The 18,940-nt window shown below is 38.6% G+C and carries 12 protein-coding genes and 1 other RNA gene; 8 read left to right on the top strand and 5 right to left on the bottom strand.

Annotated features, from left to right (window positions below; translation table 11 throughout):
* The first annotated feature begins 144 nt into the window (after positions 1–144).
* Genes G6N06_RS04785 through G6N06_RS04775 form a run of 3 tightly spaced genes read left to right on the top strand, consistent with a single transcriptional unit; the run spans position 145 to position 2,235 of the window.
* Positions 145–873: a hypothetical protein gene (locus G6N06_RS04785; RefSeq protein WP_163514924.1), complete on the top strand. Its 729-nt coding sequence runs from the start codon at positions 145–147 to the stop codon at positions 871–873.
* A 1-nt stretch (position 874) separates the two neighbouring features.
* A complete protein-coding gene (locus G6N06_RS04780; RefSeq protein WP_163514923.1) occupies positions 875–1,684 on the top strand; it encodes a DUF3822 family protein in 810 nt (269 codons plus the stop codon).
* Complete coding sequence (locus G6N06_RS04775) at positions 1,684–2,235, top strand: RsmD family RNA methyltransferase (RefSeq protein ID WP_163514922.1); 552 nt, start codon at positions 1,684–1,686, stop codon at positions 2,233–2,235. Before G6N06_RS04780 ends, G6N06_RS04775 begins: the two co-directional genes overlap by 1 nt.
* A gap of 206 nt (positions 2,236–2,441) precedes the next feature.
* Here the strand turns inward: G6N06_RS04775 and rnpB are convergent.
* Positions 2,442–2,797, bottom strand: an RNA gene (gene rnpB, locus G6N06_RS04770) — RNase P RNA component class A.
* Between the two features lie 287 nt (positions 2,798–3,084).
* Here rnpB and dnaX point away from each other — a divergent pair.
* The 3 genes from dnaX to G6N06_RS04755 all read left to right on the top strand — a co-directional run bounded on the left by dnaX (position 3,085) and on the right by G6N06_RS04755 (position 6,125).
* Positions 3,085–4,815, top strand: a complete 1,731-nt coding sequence (dnaX, locus tag G6N06_RS04765; RefSeq protein WP_163514921.1) for a DNA polymerase III subunit gamma/tau — start codon at positions 3,085–3,087, stop codon at positions 4,813–4,815.
* Between the two features lie 100 nt (positions 4,816–4,915).
* Entirely contained in the window at positions 4,916–5,476 is a 561-nt protein-coding gene (locus tag G6N06_RS04760; RefSeq protein WP_163514920.1) for a hypothetical protein, read from the top strand.
* A gap of 67 nt (positions 5,477–5,543) precedes the next feature.
* A complete protein-coding gene (locus G6N06_RS04755) occupies positions 5,544–6,125 on the top strand; it encodes a MiaE family protein (protein WP_163514919.1) in 582 nt (193 codons plus the stop codon).
* A gap of 113 nt (positions 6,126–6,238) precedes the next feature.
* Here G6N06_RS04755 and G6N06_RS04750 read toward each other — a convergent pair whose 3' ends face one another.
* The 4 genes from G6N06_RS04750 to G6N06_RS04735 form a co-directional block, all read right to left on the bottom strand.
* Positions 6,239–6,766 (bottom strand): outer membrane beta-barrel protein, encoded by a 528-nt coding sequence (locus tag G6N06_RS04750; RefSeq protein ID WP_163514918.1) that lies wholly within the window; start codon positions 6,764–6,766, stop codon positions 6,239–6,241.
* A 93-nt stretch (positions 6,767–6,859) separates the two neighbouring features.
* Positions 6,860–7,768: a Ppx/GppA phosphatase family protein gene (locus tag G6N06_RS04745; RefSeq protein WP_163514917.1), complete on the bottom strand. Its 909-nt coding sequence runs from the start codon at positions 7,766–7,768 to the stop codon at positions 6,860–6,862.
* A gap of 3 nt (positions 7,769–7,771) precedes the next feature.
* A complete protein-coding gene (gene ppk1, locus G6N06_RS04740) occupies positions 7,772–9,832 on the bottom strand; it encodes a polyphosphate kinase 1 (protein WP_163514916.1) in 2,061 nt (686 codons plus the stop codon).
* A 150-nt stretch (positions 9,833–9,982) separates the two neighbouring features.
* Complete coding sequence (locus tag G6N06_RS04735; RefSeq protein ID WP_163514915.1) at positions 9,983–10,468, bottom strand: SixA phosphatase family protein; 486 nt, start codon at positions 10,466–10,468, stop codon at positions 9,983–9,985.
* A gap of 394 nt (positions 10,469–10,862) precedes the next feature.
* Here G6N06_RS04735 and G6N06_RS04730 point away from each other — a divergent pair, with 394 nt between their 5' ends.
* Positions 10,863–11,354 (top strand): hypothetical protein, encoded by a 492-nt coding sequence (locus tag G6N06_RS04730; RefSeq protein WP_163514914.1) that lies wholly within the window; start codon positions 10,863–10,865, stop codon positions 11,352–11,354.
* Positions 11,355–11,384: 30 nt separating this feature from the next.
* Complete coding sequence (locus G6N06_RS04725; protein ID WP_163514913.1) at positions 11,385–18,932, top strand: HYR-like domain-containing protein; 7,548 nt, start codon at positions 11,385–11,387, stop codon at positions 18,930–18,932.
* Positions 18,933–18,940: the final 8 nt, after the last annotated feature.

The following is an 18,940-nucleotide window of genomic DNA, read 5'->3' as shown; positions in this document are numbered from 1 at the left end:
TTATGACTTACTTTTTGACAAGTTGAAATAATTTATTTTAAATACATTCTTTTATTACATCATTTTTATTACGTTTGGTTTTCGTGAATAAAAAAAAATTGTAGATTTGCGTTAGACCAATTATAAAAAATAAACTCACAAACTATGCTGACAGTAATTCTTGCCATTGTAATTGTTATCCTTCTCACGATTGGAATCGTTTGGGTGATAGACAAATTTGTACCTAAAAACTTCAAGCCAATTTTACACATTCTACTTTGGGCAATTATTGCTTTTCTTGGCTACCAGACGTTTATGTCAGTATATGGAGAGATTAAATTCAATCAACTTAAAGTTAAGCGCTATCATCTTGCCATTGAAAAGCTAAAAGACATTAGAGATGCGGAATTAGCGTACAAACAAGTTAACGGGAAATTTACGGATAACTTTGACGCTTTAGTCAGTTTTATAGATACCGCCAAATTTACAATTACCCAACGTAGAGATTCAACCATTATAGATGAGGAAATGACGAAACGTTTTGGAGGAGTTACCATGACAAAAGATATTGTCATAATTGATACCTTAGGATATGTCCCTGTAAAAGACTCTTTGTTTGGTGCAGACACAAGATATAAGACCATGATGAATGTTCCGGTAGGAAAACCTGGTGCCAAATTTGAATTGAAGGCTGGATTATTGGATAACATTCCTGTATTTGAAGCGAGTGTGGACAAAGCCATCCTTCTTGATGGTGAAGACAAGAATCTCATCGCAAAGGAAAAGCAAGTGGTTTCTGTTGATGGTGTCAATGGTCCTCGACTTACAGTAGGATCCATGGATGAAGTAAAAACTATTGGTAACTGGCCTAAAAACTATTCAACCGAACAATAAATTGGAATTAAATAACCTTAAAAAACTGTCCATTCAAATTAGTTTGAGTGGACTTTCTTTTTGTATCCTTAATAGCTCTGATTCTGAGATTGAATTTTTAAAGCGTGTTGACTTTAAAAGTAAATTGACGCCAGGAGCTGTCTTGGAAGAGCTGCAGGGCATCCTTTCAAAGGAGCCTCTACTCTCTCAGACTTTCGATAGCGTTTTGGTGCTTTTTCAAAACGAACTTTCCAATTTCGTCCCAGAAGAGTTTTTCGAAGAACAGAATGCGGCAGATTATCTCAAGTTCAGTTCCAAAATCATCAAAACCGATTTTATTTCACACGATAAAATAGAGGCCAGCAATTGTATTAATGTCTTCGTTCCATATATCAATATCAACAATTATTTGTTTGAGGTTTATGGCGAGTTTGAATACAAACATGCTTCCACTATTTTTTTGGAACAAATATTAAAGAAAGAAGAAAATTCAAACGATGATAAAGTTTATATCAACGTAGAACCTTTCCAATTTGAAATGGCAGTGGTAAAAAAAGGACAGTTTCAGTTATACAACAGCTTTGAATATGTCACTAAAGAAGATTTTATCTATTATGTCCTCTTCGCCTTTGAACAATTAAAATTAGACACTGAAACCGTTATGGTTAAATTATCCGGTCAAATTGTCGAAGATGATGAACTCTATCAAATGCTCTACACTTACATAAGATTTGTAACATTTGATGAGCCTTCAAAGAATTACAATTATACTAAAGCTGATGGGGTTAATCCACAGCATCAGCATACACTTATTTTAAACAGTTTCAACTAATGAGGATTATCTCAGGTCAATTTAAAGGAAGACGTATCACGCCGCCAAAAAAGCTACCAGTACGTCCTACCACCGATATGGCAAAGGAAGCCATTTTCAATATCCTGAACAACAACTATTATTTTGATGAGATTTCAGTATTGGACTTATTTGCAGGCACAGGAAGCATCAGTTATGAATTTGCCTCCAGAGGAACGGAAGATATTACCAGTGTAGATGAAGATTTTGGGTGCATCAAGTTCATCAATAAAACTGCCGAAGAGTTTGAAATGCCCATCAAAACAGTAAGGAGTGATGTTTTCAAATTTTTGGAAACCACAAAAATAAAATCGGATGTCATTTTCGTTGATCCACCATATGCCTTTAGTTTGGAGGAGTTTTCTAAAATTCCTGAATTGGTATTTCAAAATGACCTTCTTGAAGATGAAGGTGTTTTAGTTGTAGAGCATGCCAAACAGATGGAACTCTCCCATCTGCCTTATTTTAGTTACTCCAAAAATTATGGGAGTAGTATCTTCAGTTTCTTTGAAAAAGCCGAAGAGATCTTCTAAAATTCAAAATTTCGCAGACCTGACCACCAACAGCAGAGAAAATTCTGTTTTGATAAAAGAGCTATTTTATGGCGTTTCATATCCGTGAAAGTTAGTAAGTCAATGTGAAAAACCTGATCCACTCCTTTTTTGAGTTTTGTCTGTCTGTTGCCAGACTGTAATTTCACTAAATAAACAAAGCTCTTTGAATTAACAAAGAGCCTGTTTAAGTAAGCAAATCTATAAGCCGAATTCTGTCCAATTTCATTTTGGAAACTGAATTCCAAATAGAAAAGTGGCCTTATCATTTATCTGAATGCACTGTTGCCAATGCACTTTAGCTGTCTACCCTCCAACAATCGAGCGTGCCGCCCTCTCCCAATCCCTACCGGGACGGAACGTTGGTTTACATGACATTGCACCACATAGAGTTTACCTGATTTCACTACAGCTTGACCTGTACATTCTTTCTGTTGCACTTTTCCTGATCTCACGACCGATGGCCATTAACCATTATGTTGCACTACGGTGTTCGGACTTTCCTCCTCCCAATTTCTAAGGAAGCGATAAGGCGATCTACTTAAGTACAAAGTTAATATAAAAATTTAAGTCGATAAGATTATACGACTAAAAGTTTTAAGTACCTAATATTGTAGGCACTTAGAGCGCCTAATCTTTAGTAAATATTCAAATTCCATCATTGTTGTCAAGTTTAATTGCTTAAGGCACTTTGAACTCTCAGCTTTAAACCTTTTTGTTAATAACTAATGCTAAAATCACAGGATGTAGTTCCTTTATTAGAACCGAATTTTTAACTTTGTTACTTCATGTTTTGCCATATGAAACGCATAACTGAATTCTTAATACACAATGGAACATTTCGTAGTATCGGCACGCAAGTACAGACCACAGACCTTTAAGGATGTTGTGGGCCAGCAGGCTATTACCAATACTTTGATGAATGCCATTGAGCATCATCATTTAGCACAAGCCCTTTTGTTTACTGGTCCGCGCGGGGTCGGTAAAACGACCTGTGCCCGTATCTTGGCTAAAATGATCAATAGTGATGGCACAGAGAAAGAAGATGAAGATTTTGCCTTCAACATTTTTGAACTGGATGCTGCTTCCAACAACTCGGTTGACGATATCAGAAACTTGACGGATCAAGTCAGAATTCCGCCACAAGTTGGAAAATATAAAGTTTATATCATTGATGAGGTGCACATGCTCTCCCAAGCGGCGTTTAACGCGTTTTTAAAAACCTTGGAAGAGCCACCAAAACACTGTATTTTCATTTTGGCTACTACCGAAAAGCATAAAATAATTCCGACGATTTTATCGCGTTGTCAAATCTTCGATTTCAAAAGAATAACTGTTAAGGATGCTAAGGAGTATTTAAAATACATTGCCAAAGAACAGGGCATAGATGCTGAAGATGACGCTCTACACATCATTGCCCAAAAGGCAGATGGTGCCATGCGCGATGCACTTTCCATTTTTGATAGGGTAGTTAGCTTTTCTGGTAAAAACTTAACCCGACACGCGGTAACAGAGAACTTGAACGTCCTTGATTACGAGACTTACTTTACAAGTACTGACTTGATTTTAGAAAATAAAATTCCAGAATTGCTTATTCAATTTAATGACACTTTATCAAAGGGTTTTGATGGCCATCATTATATTGCTGGCTTGGCGTCCCATTTTAGAGACCTAATGGTGTGTAAAAACGAGCAAACAGTTGAACTTCTTGAAGTTGGAGAGGACACCAAAGTGAAATATATGGAGCAGTGCAGAAAAGCATCCTATGAGTTTCTGATGAAAGGCATTGAACTTGCCAATGACTGCGATCTTAAGTTTAAAAGCAGCAAAAATCAGCGTTTACTCGTTGAACTCACTTTAATGCAGCTTGCCTCTATCACTTTTGATGGAGAAAAAAAAAATAGCAGTCACTACATAGTTCCAGCTTCTTATTTTAAAGCAAAGGGCATTACGCCTATTGCGGTAACGCTTCCCAAAAATGAGGCTTCAGTCGTCCATAAAGTTGCTGATCCCATAGAAAATAAAACGGAACCTTCTGCCGGGGTAAAACCTAATGTATTTGCTCAACAAACAGTTCCTAAGATCGACCTGAAACCCGATCCGAAACGCACTTCCGGTCTGTCCTTAAAAAGTATTCGGGCTAAGAAGGAACATCTCATTAAACAGATGGAAGTTGTTGTTGATCCGAACGATTTACCCAAAGAAGATTTTACTCCGGAAGCCTTCCATAAAGCTTGGAAGGACTACATTAAATCCTTGGATCAGAAAGGAGAAAAAATCATGGTGTCTATACTGGAAATGGGAAAACCAAAATTGCATGGCACTAAAATTCACGTAGAATTTCCAAACGAATCTCTTAAGATAGAGTTGGAACGCGCGCAATTTCCATTGATGGAGTATCTCAGAAAAACAGTTAGGAATTTTGATCTAACTTTACATGTCGATGTCAATGAAGAAGTCGCAAAAAAATACGCCTTTACGCCATTGGAGAAATATGAGAAGTTAAAGGAAAAGAATCCAAATATTGAGCTTTTGAAAAAAACCTTTGGATTGGATCTGTGACTTTAAATTTGGACTGCACAACAACTTGCGAATCGCGGTTTATTGTACTCAAAGCCTGCAGTGTTTCTAAAAACTTTGTAGGTTTTTAATTATTACGACAATGAGAAACCTATTTATATTAACTTCTGTTATTTCAATTGTCTTTATGGCTTGTGATGGAAGACAAACCAAAAAAGAAGCTTTAGAACGTGCTATTTTCGAATTTAATTTAAGAAATTCGGATTCGGAAATGTTTAATTATCACCCTGAAGCTTATGTTGAGATAGTGACGGATACTATTATTTCAAACAGGACCAACGTTCATATCAAAAATTATTCATTATTGGATGAACAAATATTCGTTTCAAGTACCACAAAAGCAAATTATAAAGAAACTACCTATCAACGCGTTTTTGAATCGGAGGTCATTGTTTCTACAGCATCGAAAGATGTTTTCAGAACCCATATTTCTGCAAAAAAATTTAAATTACTTGATGCCGATCCATTCTGGATTAACGTTACGTTACAACACGTCTGGGTTAATCAGGATCTGTTAACAGATGATGACATCATTCTGGATATGTCCTTTATAAACCCTAAAAACAATGCCTATAGATTATACCGAATGTCCATTGATCCTTATGGTCAGGAATCGGTTAATTTAATTGAAGAACGCGGTTAAATAAATCGCATTTGTAAATTATTAATCATACATATATGAAAGCGTTTAAACTTTTAAAATATAGATTATGCTCGGATTAAAATTACCTACAGACCCACGTTGGGTCAATATTGTTGAAAAAAACATAGAAGACATATTAACTGACCATGCTTACTGCGAACAAAAGGCCACAAGTACGGCTATTTCCTTGATAGTTAGTTTCCCGGAATATACAGAATTGGTACAAGAAATGGTCGCTTTGGTCAAAGAAGAAATCAGCCATTTTAAATTGGTACACGATAGAATACTCGAAAACGGATGGACTTTGGGTAGAGATCGGAAGGATGACTATGTTGTTCAATTGCTGAAATTTTTTCCAAAAGGTGGCAGTAGGACCACGCAACTGGTCCATAGACTACTTTATGCTGCGTTAATTGAAGCAAGAAGCTGCGAGCGTTTCAGACTGCTTTCAGAAGAATTACAGGATAAGGAATTGGCCGAGTTCTACAGAAAATTGATGGTCAGTGAGGCCAATCATTATACTATGTTCTTAGGCTTTGCCAGAAAGTACGGCAACAGACAGGAAGTGGACAAAAAATGGAATGATCTTTTGGAATATGAAGCGGAAATTATGAAAAACCTGGGTAAAAGTGAGACGATACACGGATAGGCGCCTCGAAGATAGAATTTAACACGTTCTGAATTGTAATTGTTCACATATCCTTTTAAAAAAATTAAGCTCCAAAATTATGGAGCTTAATTTTTTTTAACTTTTTGAAGACATTAAAGTCTGTAAGTGAATCCAAATTGCATCACACCCTGTGTGGCTTTAAGATTTAATTCGTCATCAAATACGTTGGAAACCCCGTAGATATAACGGAAATCGATGCCGAATTCATCAGTAATCATATATTCCGCCAATCCCACTCCCGAGAATACAAGGTTCTTAAATCCGTCCTGATGCTTATGGATTTTCAATCCAACTTGTGGTCCAACACCAAGCTTAAATCCACCAAAAACATTGTAGTTCAATATCACCGGAAGGTTGAGATAATCCGTCTTAAAGTCTTGTAAATTAGCACCTTCAGGCGAGTACTGCAACTCGGTCATAACAGCGAGAGTTTCAGTCAATCCAAAATCTACAAAGGCTCCAAATACAAATCCGTTTCTATGTGGGTTGGAACGAATCCCATCAACATCGTAATCCATATTGGAGATATTGGTGGCAAAATGCACTCCGTAATTGATATCTTGAGAAAAGGAGAAGGCTGAAATACCTACAATAAGCAAAAGAGTAAATAATTTTTTCATAATTCATGATTTGAGGCAGTGAATATATATTGAAAATTATTATTCTAATGAAATATTAGATATGTAACAGTAAAAAGAAGATAAACGGCTAACTTATACCAAGTTTACAGACGATACGGTTCCAAAGTAGACGCTTTTGATGATCCCATCAGATAAACCAATTTTGGGAACGTAGATGTACTTGGCATTGCTCCATTTCATAGCAGAAAGGTAAATCCTGGTAGCGGGAATGATAACGTCTGCTCTATCTTGGTTCAGATCCAACTCTGTAATTCGCTCTTCATAACTATAGGTTTGGAGCATATTGTAGTAAGAGGTCAAATAGAAATAGGTCAATGGCTTCCCGGCTGCCCGACCTGAGATCTTGAATATTTTATTAATATTTCCACCCGAACCCAAGAGATCAATTTTCTCATAATCCTTAGTGTTTTGTTTGATCCAAGCCTCCAATTCCAACCAGACTTCCTTTTGCACAATGTCATTTAACAGCCTAACCGTACCAATTTTAAACGATTTTGAAGCGGCTGTTTTCCCCTGATGGATCACAGAAAATTCAGTACTTCCACCGCCAACATCCACATATAGATAGGTTTTGGACGGATCTATATAACTGTTCAAATCTGTAGCAGCAATAATGGCTGCTTCTTCTTCGCCGTCAATTACATCAATCTTTATTTTGGCTTGTTTTCTAATAAGTTTTACAATGTCATTTCCGTTTTCAGCTTCGCGCATTGCAGAAGTGGCACAAGCTTTATAGGCAATAACCTTGTGTGAGGCCATGAGTAGCTTAAATGCATTCATGGTGTCTACCAAGCGCAATTCGTTTTCTTTGGAAATTCTATGATTTAAAAAGACATCTGCTCCCAAACGTATAGGTACACGCACCAATGCGCTTTTTCGGAAGAGAGTTGGTTTTCCTTTTTGTTCAATTATATTTGAAATAAGCAAACGTACCGCATTGGAACCAATGTCAATAGCAGCATATTTTTTAATGGTCAACATAGTTTAATTTTGTAGTTTATTGACATAATAATTATAGATCTCAAATTGTGACCTTACTTTTGGCAAATTATTATGTCGGTATTTATTTTCATGCGTGCCACATAATAATCGTGCTTTTACATTGTCATTCCAAGCAATATCAAAAACGTCTAAAAGTTCATTTTTAATATCCTGGTCATAGATAGGGCAAGTGACTTCTACCCTATTTTCAATGTTTCTTGACATCCAATCGGCCGAAGAAATATAGATTTTTGGATCATTATTGTTACAAAACACCAATAACCTGGTATGTTCCAAAAACTTATCAATGATACTGATGACCTCAATATTTTCACTCATGCCTTTAATACCAGGCACCAAGCAGCAAATACCCCTTACAATCATTTGAATTTTAACACCTGCCCTACTGGCTTCATAGAGTTTATCTACCATCATATAACTTGACAGACTATTGAGCTTTAGCTTGATAAATGCCGGTTTTCCATTTTTGACATTTTCAATTTCAGAATCAATTAGTTTGAATAATTTTGATTTAGTATAATGTGGCGAAACAATAATATGCTTATATCTAAAAATTCGATAGTTGGTTTCAAAAAAGTCGAATACTTTGACCACGTCTTTCAAAATTCTTTGGTCTGATGTAAATAAGGTATAGTCTGTATACAGTGTGGCCGTAGATTCATTAAAGTTACCTGTGCTCAAAAACCCGTAGCGCTTGATCTTATTGTTTTCCTCACGTTCAATGACGCACATTTTGCTATGCACTTTGAGTCCTTTGACCCCAAAAAGAAGATTGATACCATCGGTTTGCATCTGTTCGGCATAATCAATATTGGCTTGTTCATCGAAACGAGCTTGCAACTCGATGGCTACTGTTACTTTTTTACCGTTTTTAGCAGCATTGATCAACGAGCTGGCCACATGTGAAATTTGTGCCAATCGATAAATGGTAATCTTTATGTTTTTCACCTTAGGATCCAAAGCCGCTTCCCTTAAAAATTTGACTATATAGGAAAAGGTCTGATAAGGTGTATGTAACAAATAATCCTTTTTAGCGATATTATTAAAAATACTAGTCTCTAAACTTAACCCTTTAATCGGTAATGGTTCTATTTTTTCGTACAACAAATCGGTTCTTCCCAAACTTGGAAAGTCCATATAGTCACGTCGGTTGTGGTAGCGTCCACCAGGAATGACACTATCTTTAGCATCTATACCCATCATACTCATGAGCAACTGCAAGGTTTCATCATCAATCGTTTTATCATAGACAAACCTGACAGGTTCTCCAATTTGTCGATGTTTGACACTGTCCGATATTTTCTCAATAAAGCTCTTGCTCAGATCACTTTCAAAATCCAATTCACCATCTCGTGTGATTTTGATCATGTGGGCGGAAACGGATTCATATTTAAAAATATTAAATATATCATTCAGGCAATACCGCAACAAATCGTCCATCAAAATAATATAATTATCGGGGCCTTGCTTAGGCAACACCACAAAACGATCCAATGTCTTAGGAATCTCAATAAGGGCAAATTGTTTTTTTTGGTCACTAAAAACCATTTTCACGGCAAGATAAGCGGCACTATCCTTTAAGGTTGGAAGTTTGACCAATTCGCTCAAAATTATGATGACCAATGCGGGACTTACATGCTGAATAAAATAATTCTTTATAAATCGGTGCTGCGATTCATCAATTTGCGTTTCGTTGACAATATGGATGTTTTCATCCTCTAAGCGCTTGTGAATGGTTGCTAAAATTTCGAGACTATCACTTTGCTGTTTGATGACGATTTGGGTGATAATTTCCAATAATTCGCCAGCTGAAATCCCTCCCAATTCACTTTTCCCTGTCTTTCCCGCTTCATCAATACGTTTCACAGTGGCATATCTCACCTTGAAAAACTCGTCTAAATTGTTTGAAAATATACCCAAGAAGCGAAGGCGTTCAATAAGTGGAACACTTTCATCCTCAGCTTCCTGTAAAACGCGCTCGTTAAATTGTAACCAGCTTATCTCTCTATTGATGTATGTATTGGAATTTATATCTTTAACCATTAAGTGAGGAGTGAATTTAATCTTCAACAAATATATTCTATTTATAACTCAAAATAAAGTCGCCGCCCAAGATATAACAATTAGTTATTGTCGATATGAGATGCCCATGGAATTAATAAATACATGTCCTCATAATTATCACTAAGCTGTTTATTTAAAATCCTTTGGTCTTAGGAACAGTTTGGTTTCACCTTGACTCACGTGTTGCCATTGGTCCACTTCAAATTCAATCATGACCAAGCCTGAGGTAGGCAGATTGTCAATATCAGCATCCCCAAAACTATTGGCCAAGGATGTAAAAGCGTGATTATGGCCAAACAACATCACAGTTTCCAAATTATCGTCCAATGACTTTATAAAGCGCCTCACCTGGTTGCCTCCAAAATCATACAATTGTTTGTCAATGGTCAACAATTCAGGATCAAGCCCAAGATTGTCCATAAAAATCTGACAGGTGGTCAGCGCTCTGTTTGCAGGACTAGAGTAAATGGCGTCAAAAATAACACTATAGGTCCCAAAGGATTTGGAAACCAAGTTCGCATCAGTAAAACCTCGCTTACTCAATGGACGCTTTAAATCGCTGACATCGTGGTCCCAAGAGGACTTAGCATGCCTTGTTAGTACAATTGTCTTCATATTTTATTCGATTAAATACATGTTTTACGGATAATGTGTTGCCCCTGTCCGTCTTATCGATTATTTCATCCCTTCACCATTTATTTTTGTTTTAACAAATTGTTATATGTTGCTTTGTTCAAACAAATTGATGTAAATGACCCCAAATCAAAGACATATTAATGAATCCATTCCCGCATTGTATCGCAATGCCCCTTCCCTCAAAATATTTAAGCAGTTTCAATTTCAGGCATATTCTTTCTTGATAAGGGTAGCTTAAAATAAAAACATATTGCTTATAAACATATTGCTCGGTAAATTTTTGAAAAAAAATTGCCGAAGCCATAAAAAACAATTAGATCAAATTAAACCATTTAGGACTATGAACTCCAAATTTAACACAAAGTTTTTAAGTATGATAATACTTATTGGACTTTTCTCCAGCACTTCTTTCTCTCAAGAAAATGTAATCCTTAAATTATCAGATCGTGAACAGACCCTTGCGCATGGCTCAACGGTTAGTCAAAGAAGTACTACGTTTACTTCAGAAATTCCCTACGATTTGTTGTATGATTTAAAATCTACCGTTTATATTAAAAATAACGGCATTTTAAATATTGAAGGTGTTGGCGCACCAGTAGTATTAAAGTTTCTGGATACCGAATCCTTTAATTTCGTTTCTACAAGAAATTCGCTATACAACAAAATAGAACTCATCACCATAAACTTGAATTCCGAAAATGACTTGAGAAATCCTTTCGATGTGGATGCCATTAGAGGTTTTAGCCATCTAAAATACATCTATTTGAAATGCGAATTTCCTATTTCCGAAAATCAGATTAGGTCATTCCTACAGAATGCAGATCCTGAGATCACTTTCTTTTATAGTTCTTATAAACGTTCATAATACCTACTGACTTCCTTAAAAGTTATCACTATGAAAAAATTATACTCCGCAAAAATCAATTACTCTAAGTCAATACTACAGATCGTATTGATTATAGTTTTGGCACTGTCTCCCACAATCGTCTCTTTTGGTCAGGTTAGGGTCGACTTTACACCTAGGTCTTCAGTATTTACTCCCAACAAGACCGTCTATAATGTTAAGGGTGATTTTACAATGTTGGGAAATACCAATTTGACATTGGTAAACTATACCGATAATGGCAACAATAGTTCCGCCATGACCTATGTGGATATAGACAATGATCCCAACACCTTCAATTCCTCAGCGGCCACTTTAACCTTTTCGGATGAGTTTGGCGCAAACCCAGAATGTTCCAATGTTGTATATGCTGGACTGTATTGGACAGGAAGATCCAGAGCTGAGAATTCGTTTACAATTACTAAGGATGTTGCTACTGGCAATACCATTACGCAACAAGTCACTAACAATGAGACCATATATGATGGCGATGCCATTCCCAACACAAATTATACCCTAACAAGGAGCGTGTCTGGTTCATTGACCACTTTTACATTTACCTCTTCAGGTAGTGGTGATACTGTTGAATTCTTTTACAATACCGGATTTAGTTCCGCAAGCAGATATTTAAGAGTATCAGTAAACGGCGGTCCTCAAACAAATGTCGCAACGAGCAGCCTGAATAATTCAAATGCTTATTTGGACGTTCCATATACGGTGTTTTCAAGTCCGGATTACACTCTAACCGTCAATCGTTTACGTTTGTCCAATTCCGCTAGAGCTTATGTGGAAGTAACTTATAACCAAACTATTCCTGAGATCATCCAACTCACTAAAACCTTGGATAAAAGAAAGGTGTCTATTAAAGGGCCCAATGCATCTACTTACACCCAATTAACTGCAAATGCCAACGATATTTACTACCCTTCAGGGACCGATGGCGACATGTTTTCAGCTTATGTGGATGTGACTGATTATGTTAGAAACAACGGAAATGCTGGTCTCTATCATGTTGCTGACATTGCCCTTGTTGAAGGAGATGGAGGTTCAACAGGCTATTATGGTGGTTGGGGAATGGTTGTGGTTTACGAAAACTCACAAATGAAATGGAAAGACATTACCGTATTTGATGGTCATGCCTATGTTGCAGGGAACACTACGGTTAGCCACACCTTAGATGTAGCAGGATTTAACTCTGCACAAAATGGACCGGTCAATTTAAAACTTGGAGTTATGGCGGGTGAAGGAGACCGAAATATTTCTGGTGATTACTTCAAAATGCGAAAACATAGTGATAACACATTCGAATCTTTAAATCACAGCGGAAATAGTACTACCAACTTCTTTAATTCCTCAATTCTAACTGATGGTGCAAGATTCCCTGACTTACTAAACAATACGGGATTGGATATCAGTATATTTGATCTTGATAACAGCAATAATAGCCTTATAGGCAACAATCAGACCTCTACACGATTTGAATATGGTTCTACTCAGGATACTTATATTATTTTCAATATTACTTTTGCAGTAGATGCCTATATTCCAGAATCTGAAGGGTTATTATCCTTACAAAGTATTGCAGGAAACCCGGCAAATGCACCTTATATTGCTTTCCCAGGTGACCAATTGGAGTATGGTTTGGAAATTAGAAACAAAGGAACAGAGCCTATCAAGGACGCAAAGCTGGTAATTCCAATTCCATTTACTTCGGAGTTTGTTCCTGGCAGCATCAACTTCAACGAATATGACAATTTGTTTAACGCCACTGCTCCTTATTTCGATCCAAATGAAGGTGCAACCGGCGCAATTGTCTGGGATATTTCCTATTTACCGTTAGACACCGACCTAACCAAGTTGCTCGCAGATATACGCTTTAGATTAAAAACTACAGAAGACTGCTCAATCTTAGTCAACAATAACTGTGCGCCTAAAATTGTCATTGTAGGAGGCTATATCGCTGGTACTGGGGTCACCTCCAACGTTCAGTATTCGTTACCTTTAATTCAGGGATATCAAGAGAATGGCATCTGTGAAGGAGAACCAAACACAGATCCGATTGAAGTTGATATCGATTCGGAACAATATATTATCGATAACTGTACAGGAGTCTCTGTTGAAAGAGAATTTCTATACTGTAATTTTGATAGTAGTGGAATTCCTGTATCAGAAATTCAAGCACAGTTTCCTCAAGGATCATTATTTTATGATTCTTATCCTGTAACCGACAACTCAATTCAATATAATGTATCAAATCCTTTTCCTGCAACTATAGGTAAAACTACTTATTACGCAGTGCCACCTGGAAGCTCGGCATGTAGCTATATTTTTACGATTGAAGTTACAGAAATAACATCATCGCCATCGGTTTCCAATGTGGACTATTGTTTAAATGAAACAGCTGATCCTTTAACGGCTCAAGTTTCAAATCCGGATTATTCATTATTCTATTATGCCGACAATAATCCAAACACTGTTGGACAAACATCATTGATTCCAGATACAAGTATTGCTGGCGTATTTACTTATTATGTAGCTGAAGGTCCTGCAGCCAATTGTGTCAATGCTACAAGAACACCAATAACTGTGACGGTTTATGAAGGTTTAACAATTACCTTAGAAGAGCAAATTAACAACTCTTGTGCTAACAGCAATAACGGTAGCATTGATATCAGTGTTAGCGGCGGCTCTGGCAATTATACTTTTGATTGGGACCACAACGGATTGCAAGATCCTGATTCTGATACCGAAGATTTAACAAACTTGCCTGATGGCACCTATACTGTTGTTGTATCAGATACTGATACCAACTGTACTGCCACCGCTTCTTTTGTAATTATCACCGAAAACACTGGTTCTGTCGAAATTACTGCACCTACTGCTCTTACTGTAAGTGGATGTACAACTGATGACATTACTAATGGCAATTTGACTTCATTAGTTTATAGCGAAACTTTAGTAACCATAAGTACTGCTGAATTTTTGGCTGAAGGTGGATCGTTTAACGGTGATAACATTGCCAATGTGACCTATATTGATAGTTCTACTGGAGAATGTCCAATAGTTGTAACGAGAACTTTTTCCGTTACCGACGCTTGTGCCCAAACGGCTTCCAGTACCCAAATCATTACAATTGAAAATGATGTGGCACCAATACTTGTGGCACCACAAGATGAAACCATAGAATGTGGAGATTCAACTGATCCATCAGTTACCGGAACTGCAACTGTTTCAGCTGCCTGTGGAGCTGTTGAGATCACCTATGAGGATGCGATCACTCCTGGTACATGTGAAGGTGAATATTCCATTACTAGAACTTGGATAGCAACTGATACCTGTGGAAATATTTCTACAGTTGCTCAAACTATCAACGTTCAAGATACGACTGCACCGGTCATCGCTGCATTGCCTGCCGATTCAACTATTGACTGCTCGGTAACACCTGAGTTCGCTCAAGCCACTGCAACGGATGCCTGTAGTTCTGATGTCACACTTACATTTGAAGACGTGACTACTCCTGGTGCTTGTGAAGATGAATATTCCATTACCAGAACCTGGACGGCAACGGATGCCTGTGGAAATGCTTCTACGGCATCACAAACGATCAATGTTCAAGATACAACTGCACCGGTCATCGCTGCATTGCCTGCCGATTCGACTATTGACTGTTCGGTAACGCCTGAGTTCGCTCAAGCGACTGCAACAGATGCCTGTGGTTCTGATGTCACACTTACTTTTGAAGACGTGACTACTCCTGGTGCTTGTGAAGGTGAATATTCGATTACCAGAACCTGGACGGCAACGGATGCCTGTGGAAATGCTTCTACGGCATCACAAACGATCAATGTTCAAGATACAACTGCACCGGTCATCGCTGCATTGCCTGCCGATTCAACTATTGACTGCTCGGTAACGCCTGAGTTCGCTCAAGCCACTGCAACAGATGCCTGTAGTTCTGATGTCACACTTACTTTTGAAGACGTGACTTCTCCTGGTGCTTGTGATAGTGAATATTCGATTACCAGAACTTGGACAGCAACGGATGCCTGTGGAAATGCTTCTACGGCATCACAAACGATCAATGTTCAAGATACGACTGCACCGGTCATCGCTGCATTGCCTGCCGATTCGACTATTGACTGTTCGGTAACGCCTGAGTTCGCTCAAGCGACTGCAACAGATGCCTGTGGTTCTGATGTCACACTTACTTTTGAAGACGTGACTACTCCTGGTGCTTGTGAAGGTGAATATTCCATTACCAGAACTTGGACAGCAACGGATGCCTGTGGAAATGCTTCTACGGCATCACAAACGATCAATGTTCAAGATACAACTGCACCGGTCATCGCTGCATTGCCTGCCGATTCGACTATTGACTGTTCGGTAACGCCTGAGTTCGCTCAAGCGACTGCAACAGATGCCTGTGGTTCTGATGTCACACTTACTTTTGAAGACGTGACTACTCCTGGTGCTTGTGAAGGTGAATATTCGATTACCAGAACTTGGAAGGCAACGGATGCCTGTGGAAATGCTTCTACGGCATCACAAACGATCAATGTTCAAGATACGACTGCACCGGTCATCGCTGCATTGCCTGCCGATTCGACTATTGACTGTTCGGTAACGCCTGAGTTCGCTCAAGCCACTGCAACGGATGGCTGCGGCTCTGAAGTGACACTTACTTTTGAAGACGTGACTACTCCTGGTGCTTGTGAAGGTGAGTATTCGATTACCAGAACTTGGACGGCAACGGATGCCTGTGGAAATGCTTCTACCGCATCACAAACTATAAATATGGTTGATAATGTGGCTCCTGTTCTCTCTGTTCCGGCAGATGCAACGGTTGAATGTTCTGAATCTACTGAACCTTCAGCTACTGGAATGGCAACTGCGACAGATTCATGTGGAGAGGTCACTATAACTCATGTTGATACAGCCGAAGAGGGTTGTGGCAATACACAAACTATTACAAGAACTTGGACGGCTACTGACGAATGTGGCAATACAACTTCAAATACACAAATAATTACCGTAGTTGATACAACACCTCCAGTTCTTACAGTACCAGCCGACGTTACTTTAGAATGTACTGGTCTTTCAAGAATGTACGGTGAGGCTACTGCAACTGATGCATGTGGAAACGTAATCATTACTTTTGAAGATAGCGCCGTAGAAGGATGTGGAGTCACTCAAGTGATTTCAAGAACTTGGACAGCTACTGATGAGTGTGGTAATTCTGTTTCTGAAATCCAAACGATTTCTATTGTTGATACTACTGCTCCAACTATTACAATTCCAGCAGACATAACAGTCGAATGTTCTGAATCTAAAGATCCTTTGGCTACTGGAAGTGCAACAGGCGAAGACATGTGTGGTTCAGTACAAGTTACATTTGACGATGTGGTCACTGATGGAGATTGCGAAGGTGAGTATTCCATTAATAGAACGTGGACAGTAACTGACGAATGTGGAAATACAACCACAGGCACACAAATGATTTCAGTAGTAGACACTACGTCTCCAATTATTGACAATCCTGCATCTGACATTGTGGTTGATTGCGATGATAGCGGAAGCAACAGTGCATTGGAAGCTTGGTTAAATTCAAATGGTGGTGCTACGGCATCGGATGCCTGTTCAACAACTTTAACTTGGACAAATAACTATAACGGTGCAACCTCAGATTGCTCCTCACCTATTGAAGTGATTTTTACGGTGTCTGATGGCTGTGGCAATTCTACATCCACGTCTGCAACCTATGCGATACAAGATGTCATTGCACCAGAGATAACAACACCAGCTGCTGATCTAACGGTAGAATGTGATGGACTAGGTAATATGACCGACTTACAAACCTGGCTGGAAGGAAATGCTGGTGCAACTGCATTTGATAAGTGCTCAGCAGTAACCTGGTCGAATGATTTTGATGGACTTTCTGACGAATGTGGCGCTACAGGTTCAGCAACGGTAACATTTACCGCTACTGACGGTTGCGGAAACTCATCGAGCACAACGGCAAAGTTCACCATTGTTGATACCACTGCTCCGGTTATTGACCCTTTACCAGCCGTAACTACAATTGATTGTTCAGTCGCTGTTGAATTTACACAAGCTACTGCCACAGATCTTTGTAGTGGTGACGACATGACTTTCACTTTTGAAGATGTGACAACTCCTGGTACTTGTGAAGGTGAATATTCAATTACTAGAACTTGGACCGTTAAGGATGCTTGTGGAAATGCTTCAACGGCATCACAAACAATCAATGTTCAAGATATAACTGCTCCTGTTATTGCAGAATTACCTGCTGAGACTACAATTGATTGTTCTGTAACACCTGAGTTTACTCAAGCTGTTGCAACAGACGCATGTGGCTCGGAAGTGACCTTGACTTTTGAAGATGTGAAGACTCCTGGTGACTGTGAAGGTGATTACTCCATTACTCGAACTTGGACCGCAACGGATGCTTGTGGCAATGCTTCAACTGCAACACAAACGATCAACGTTAAGGATGTAACTGCACCAGTTATTGCAAACCTTCCTGCCGACTCGACTGTTGACTGTACGGTTACACCTGAGTTTGCCCAAGCTACCGCAACGGATGCTTGTAGTTCTGACGTAGTATTGACTTTTGAAGATGTGACGACTCCTGGCGATTGTGAAGGTGATTATTCCATTACTCGAACTTGGACGGCAACAGATGCGTGTGGCAATGCTTCAACGGCATCACAAACGATCCACGTTAGGGATATGACTGCACCAAACTTAGTAACAGAATATCAATCTGAGATCTCTATAACTTGTGACAATATTCCTTCAGTACCAGAATTGGTTTTTGAAGATGCCTGTTCTGATGACATTCAGGTTGAGTTTAATGAAACGTCAACGGCTACTGAAGGTAGTTTGCAATATGTTATAACAAGAACTTGGACAGTTTCAGACATTTGCCACAATGAAGCAGTATACACCCAAACCATTAATGTTGACAACACAGTTGACATCATAGTGGCCACGGGTACTGAACTATGTAATGGCGATGATTTGAATTTTGATCTTTTCAGCTTGTTGAGTGGATCTTATGATACCAATGGTACTTGGAGTGTGGTTGCCGGGACCGCAAGCGTAAACGGTAGTATTTTCAATCCGTATGGATTAGAACTGGGAACCTATACGTTTATGTACTCGGTGGCTGATGAATACTGCCCTACTGAAACTCTTGTAAATATTACATTGAATGATGATTGTGTAGTATTGCCATGTGGCGCGGAAGATGTCGTAATTTCAAAAGCTGTAACAACCTATGCTGATGGCAAGAATGATTTCTTTACGATCACGGGGGTTGAAGACTGTGGATTTACAATAGAGCTTCAAATATTCAACCGTTGGGGTGCTATGATCTATGAGTCCAATAATTACCAAAATGATTGGAATGGCTCATCATCCAAGGCTTCTATCGGAAGTTCAAACTATGTGCCAACCGGAACATATTATTATGTCGTTAATCTAAAAAATAGTGGATTAAAACCTTTCGCAGGCCCGATCTACGTTGCAACCAAATAAATGTTAAC

Origin of the sequence: Gelidibacter japonicus (assembly GCF_010725055.1) — a bacterium.
GTDB classification, from domain to species: Bacteria; Bacteroidota; Bacteroidia; order Flavobacteriales; family Flavobacteriaceae; genus Gelidibacter; species Gelidibacter japonicus.
This window is presented reverse-complemented; position numbering and strand designations above follow the sequence as displayed.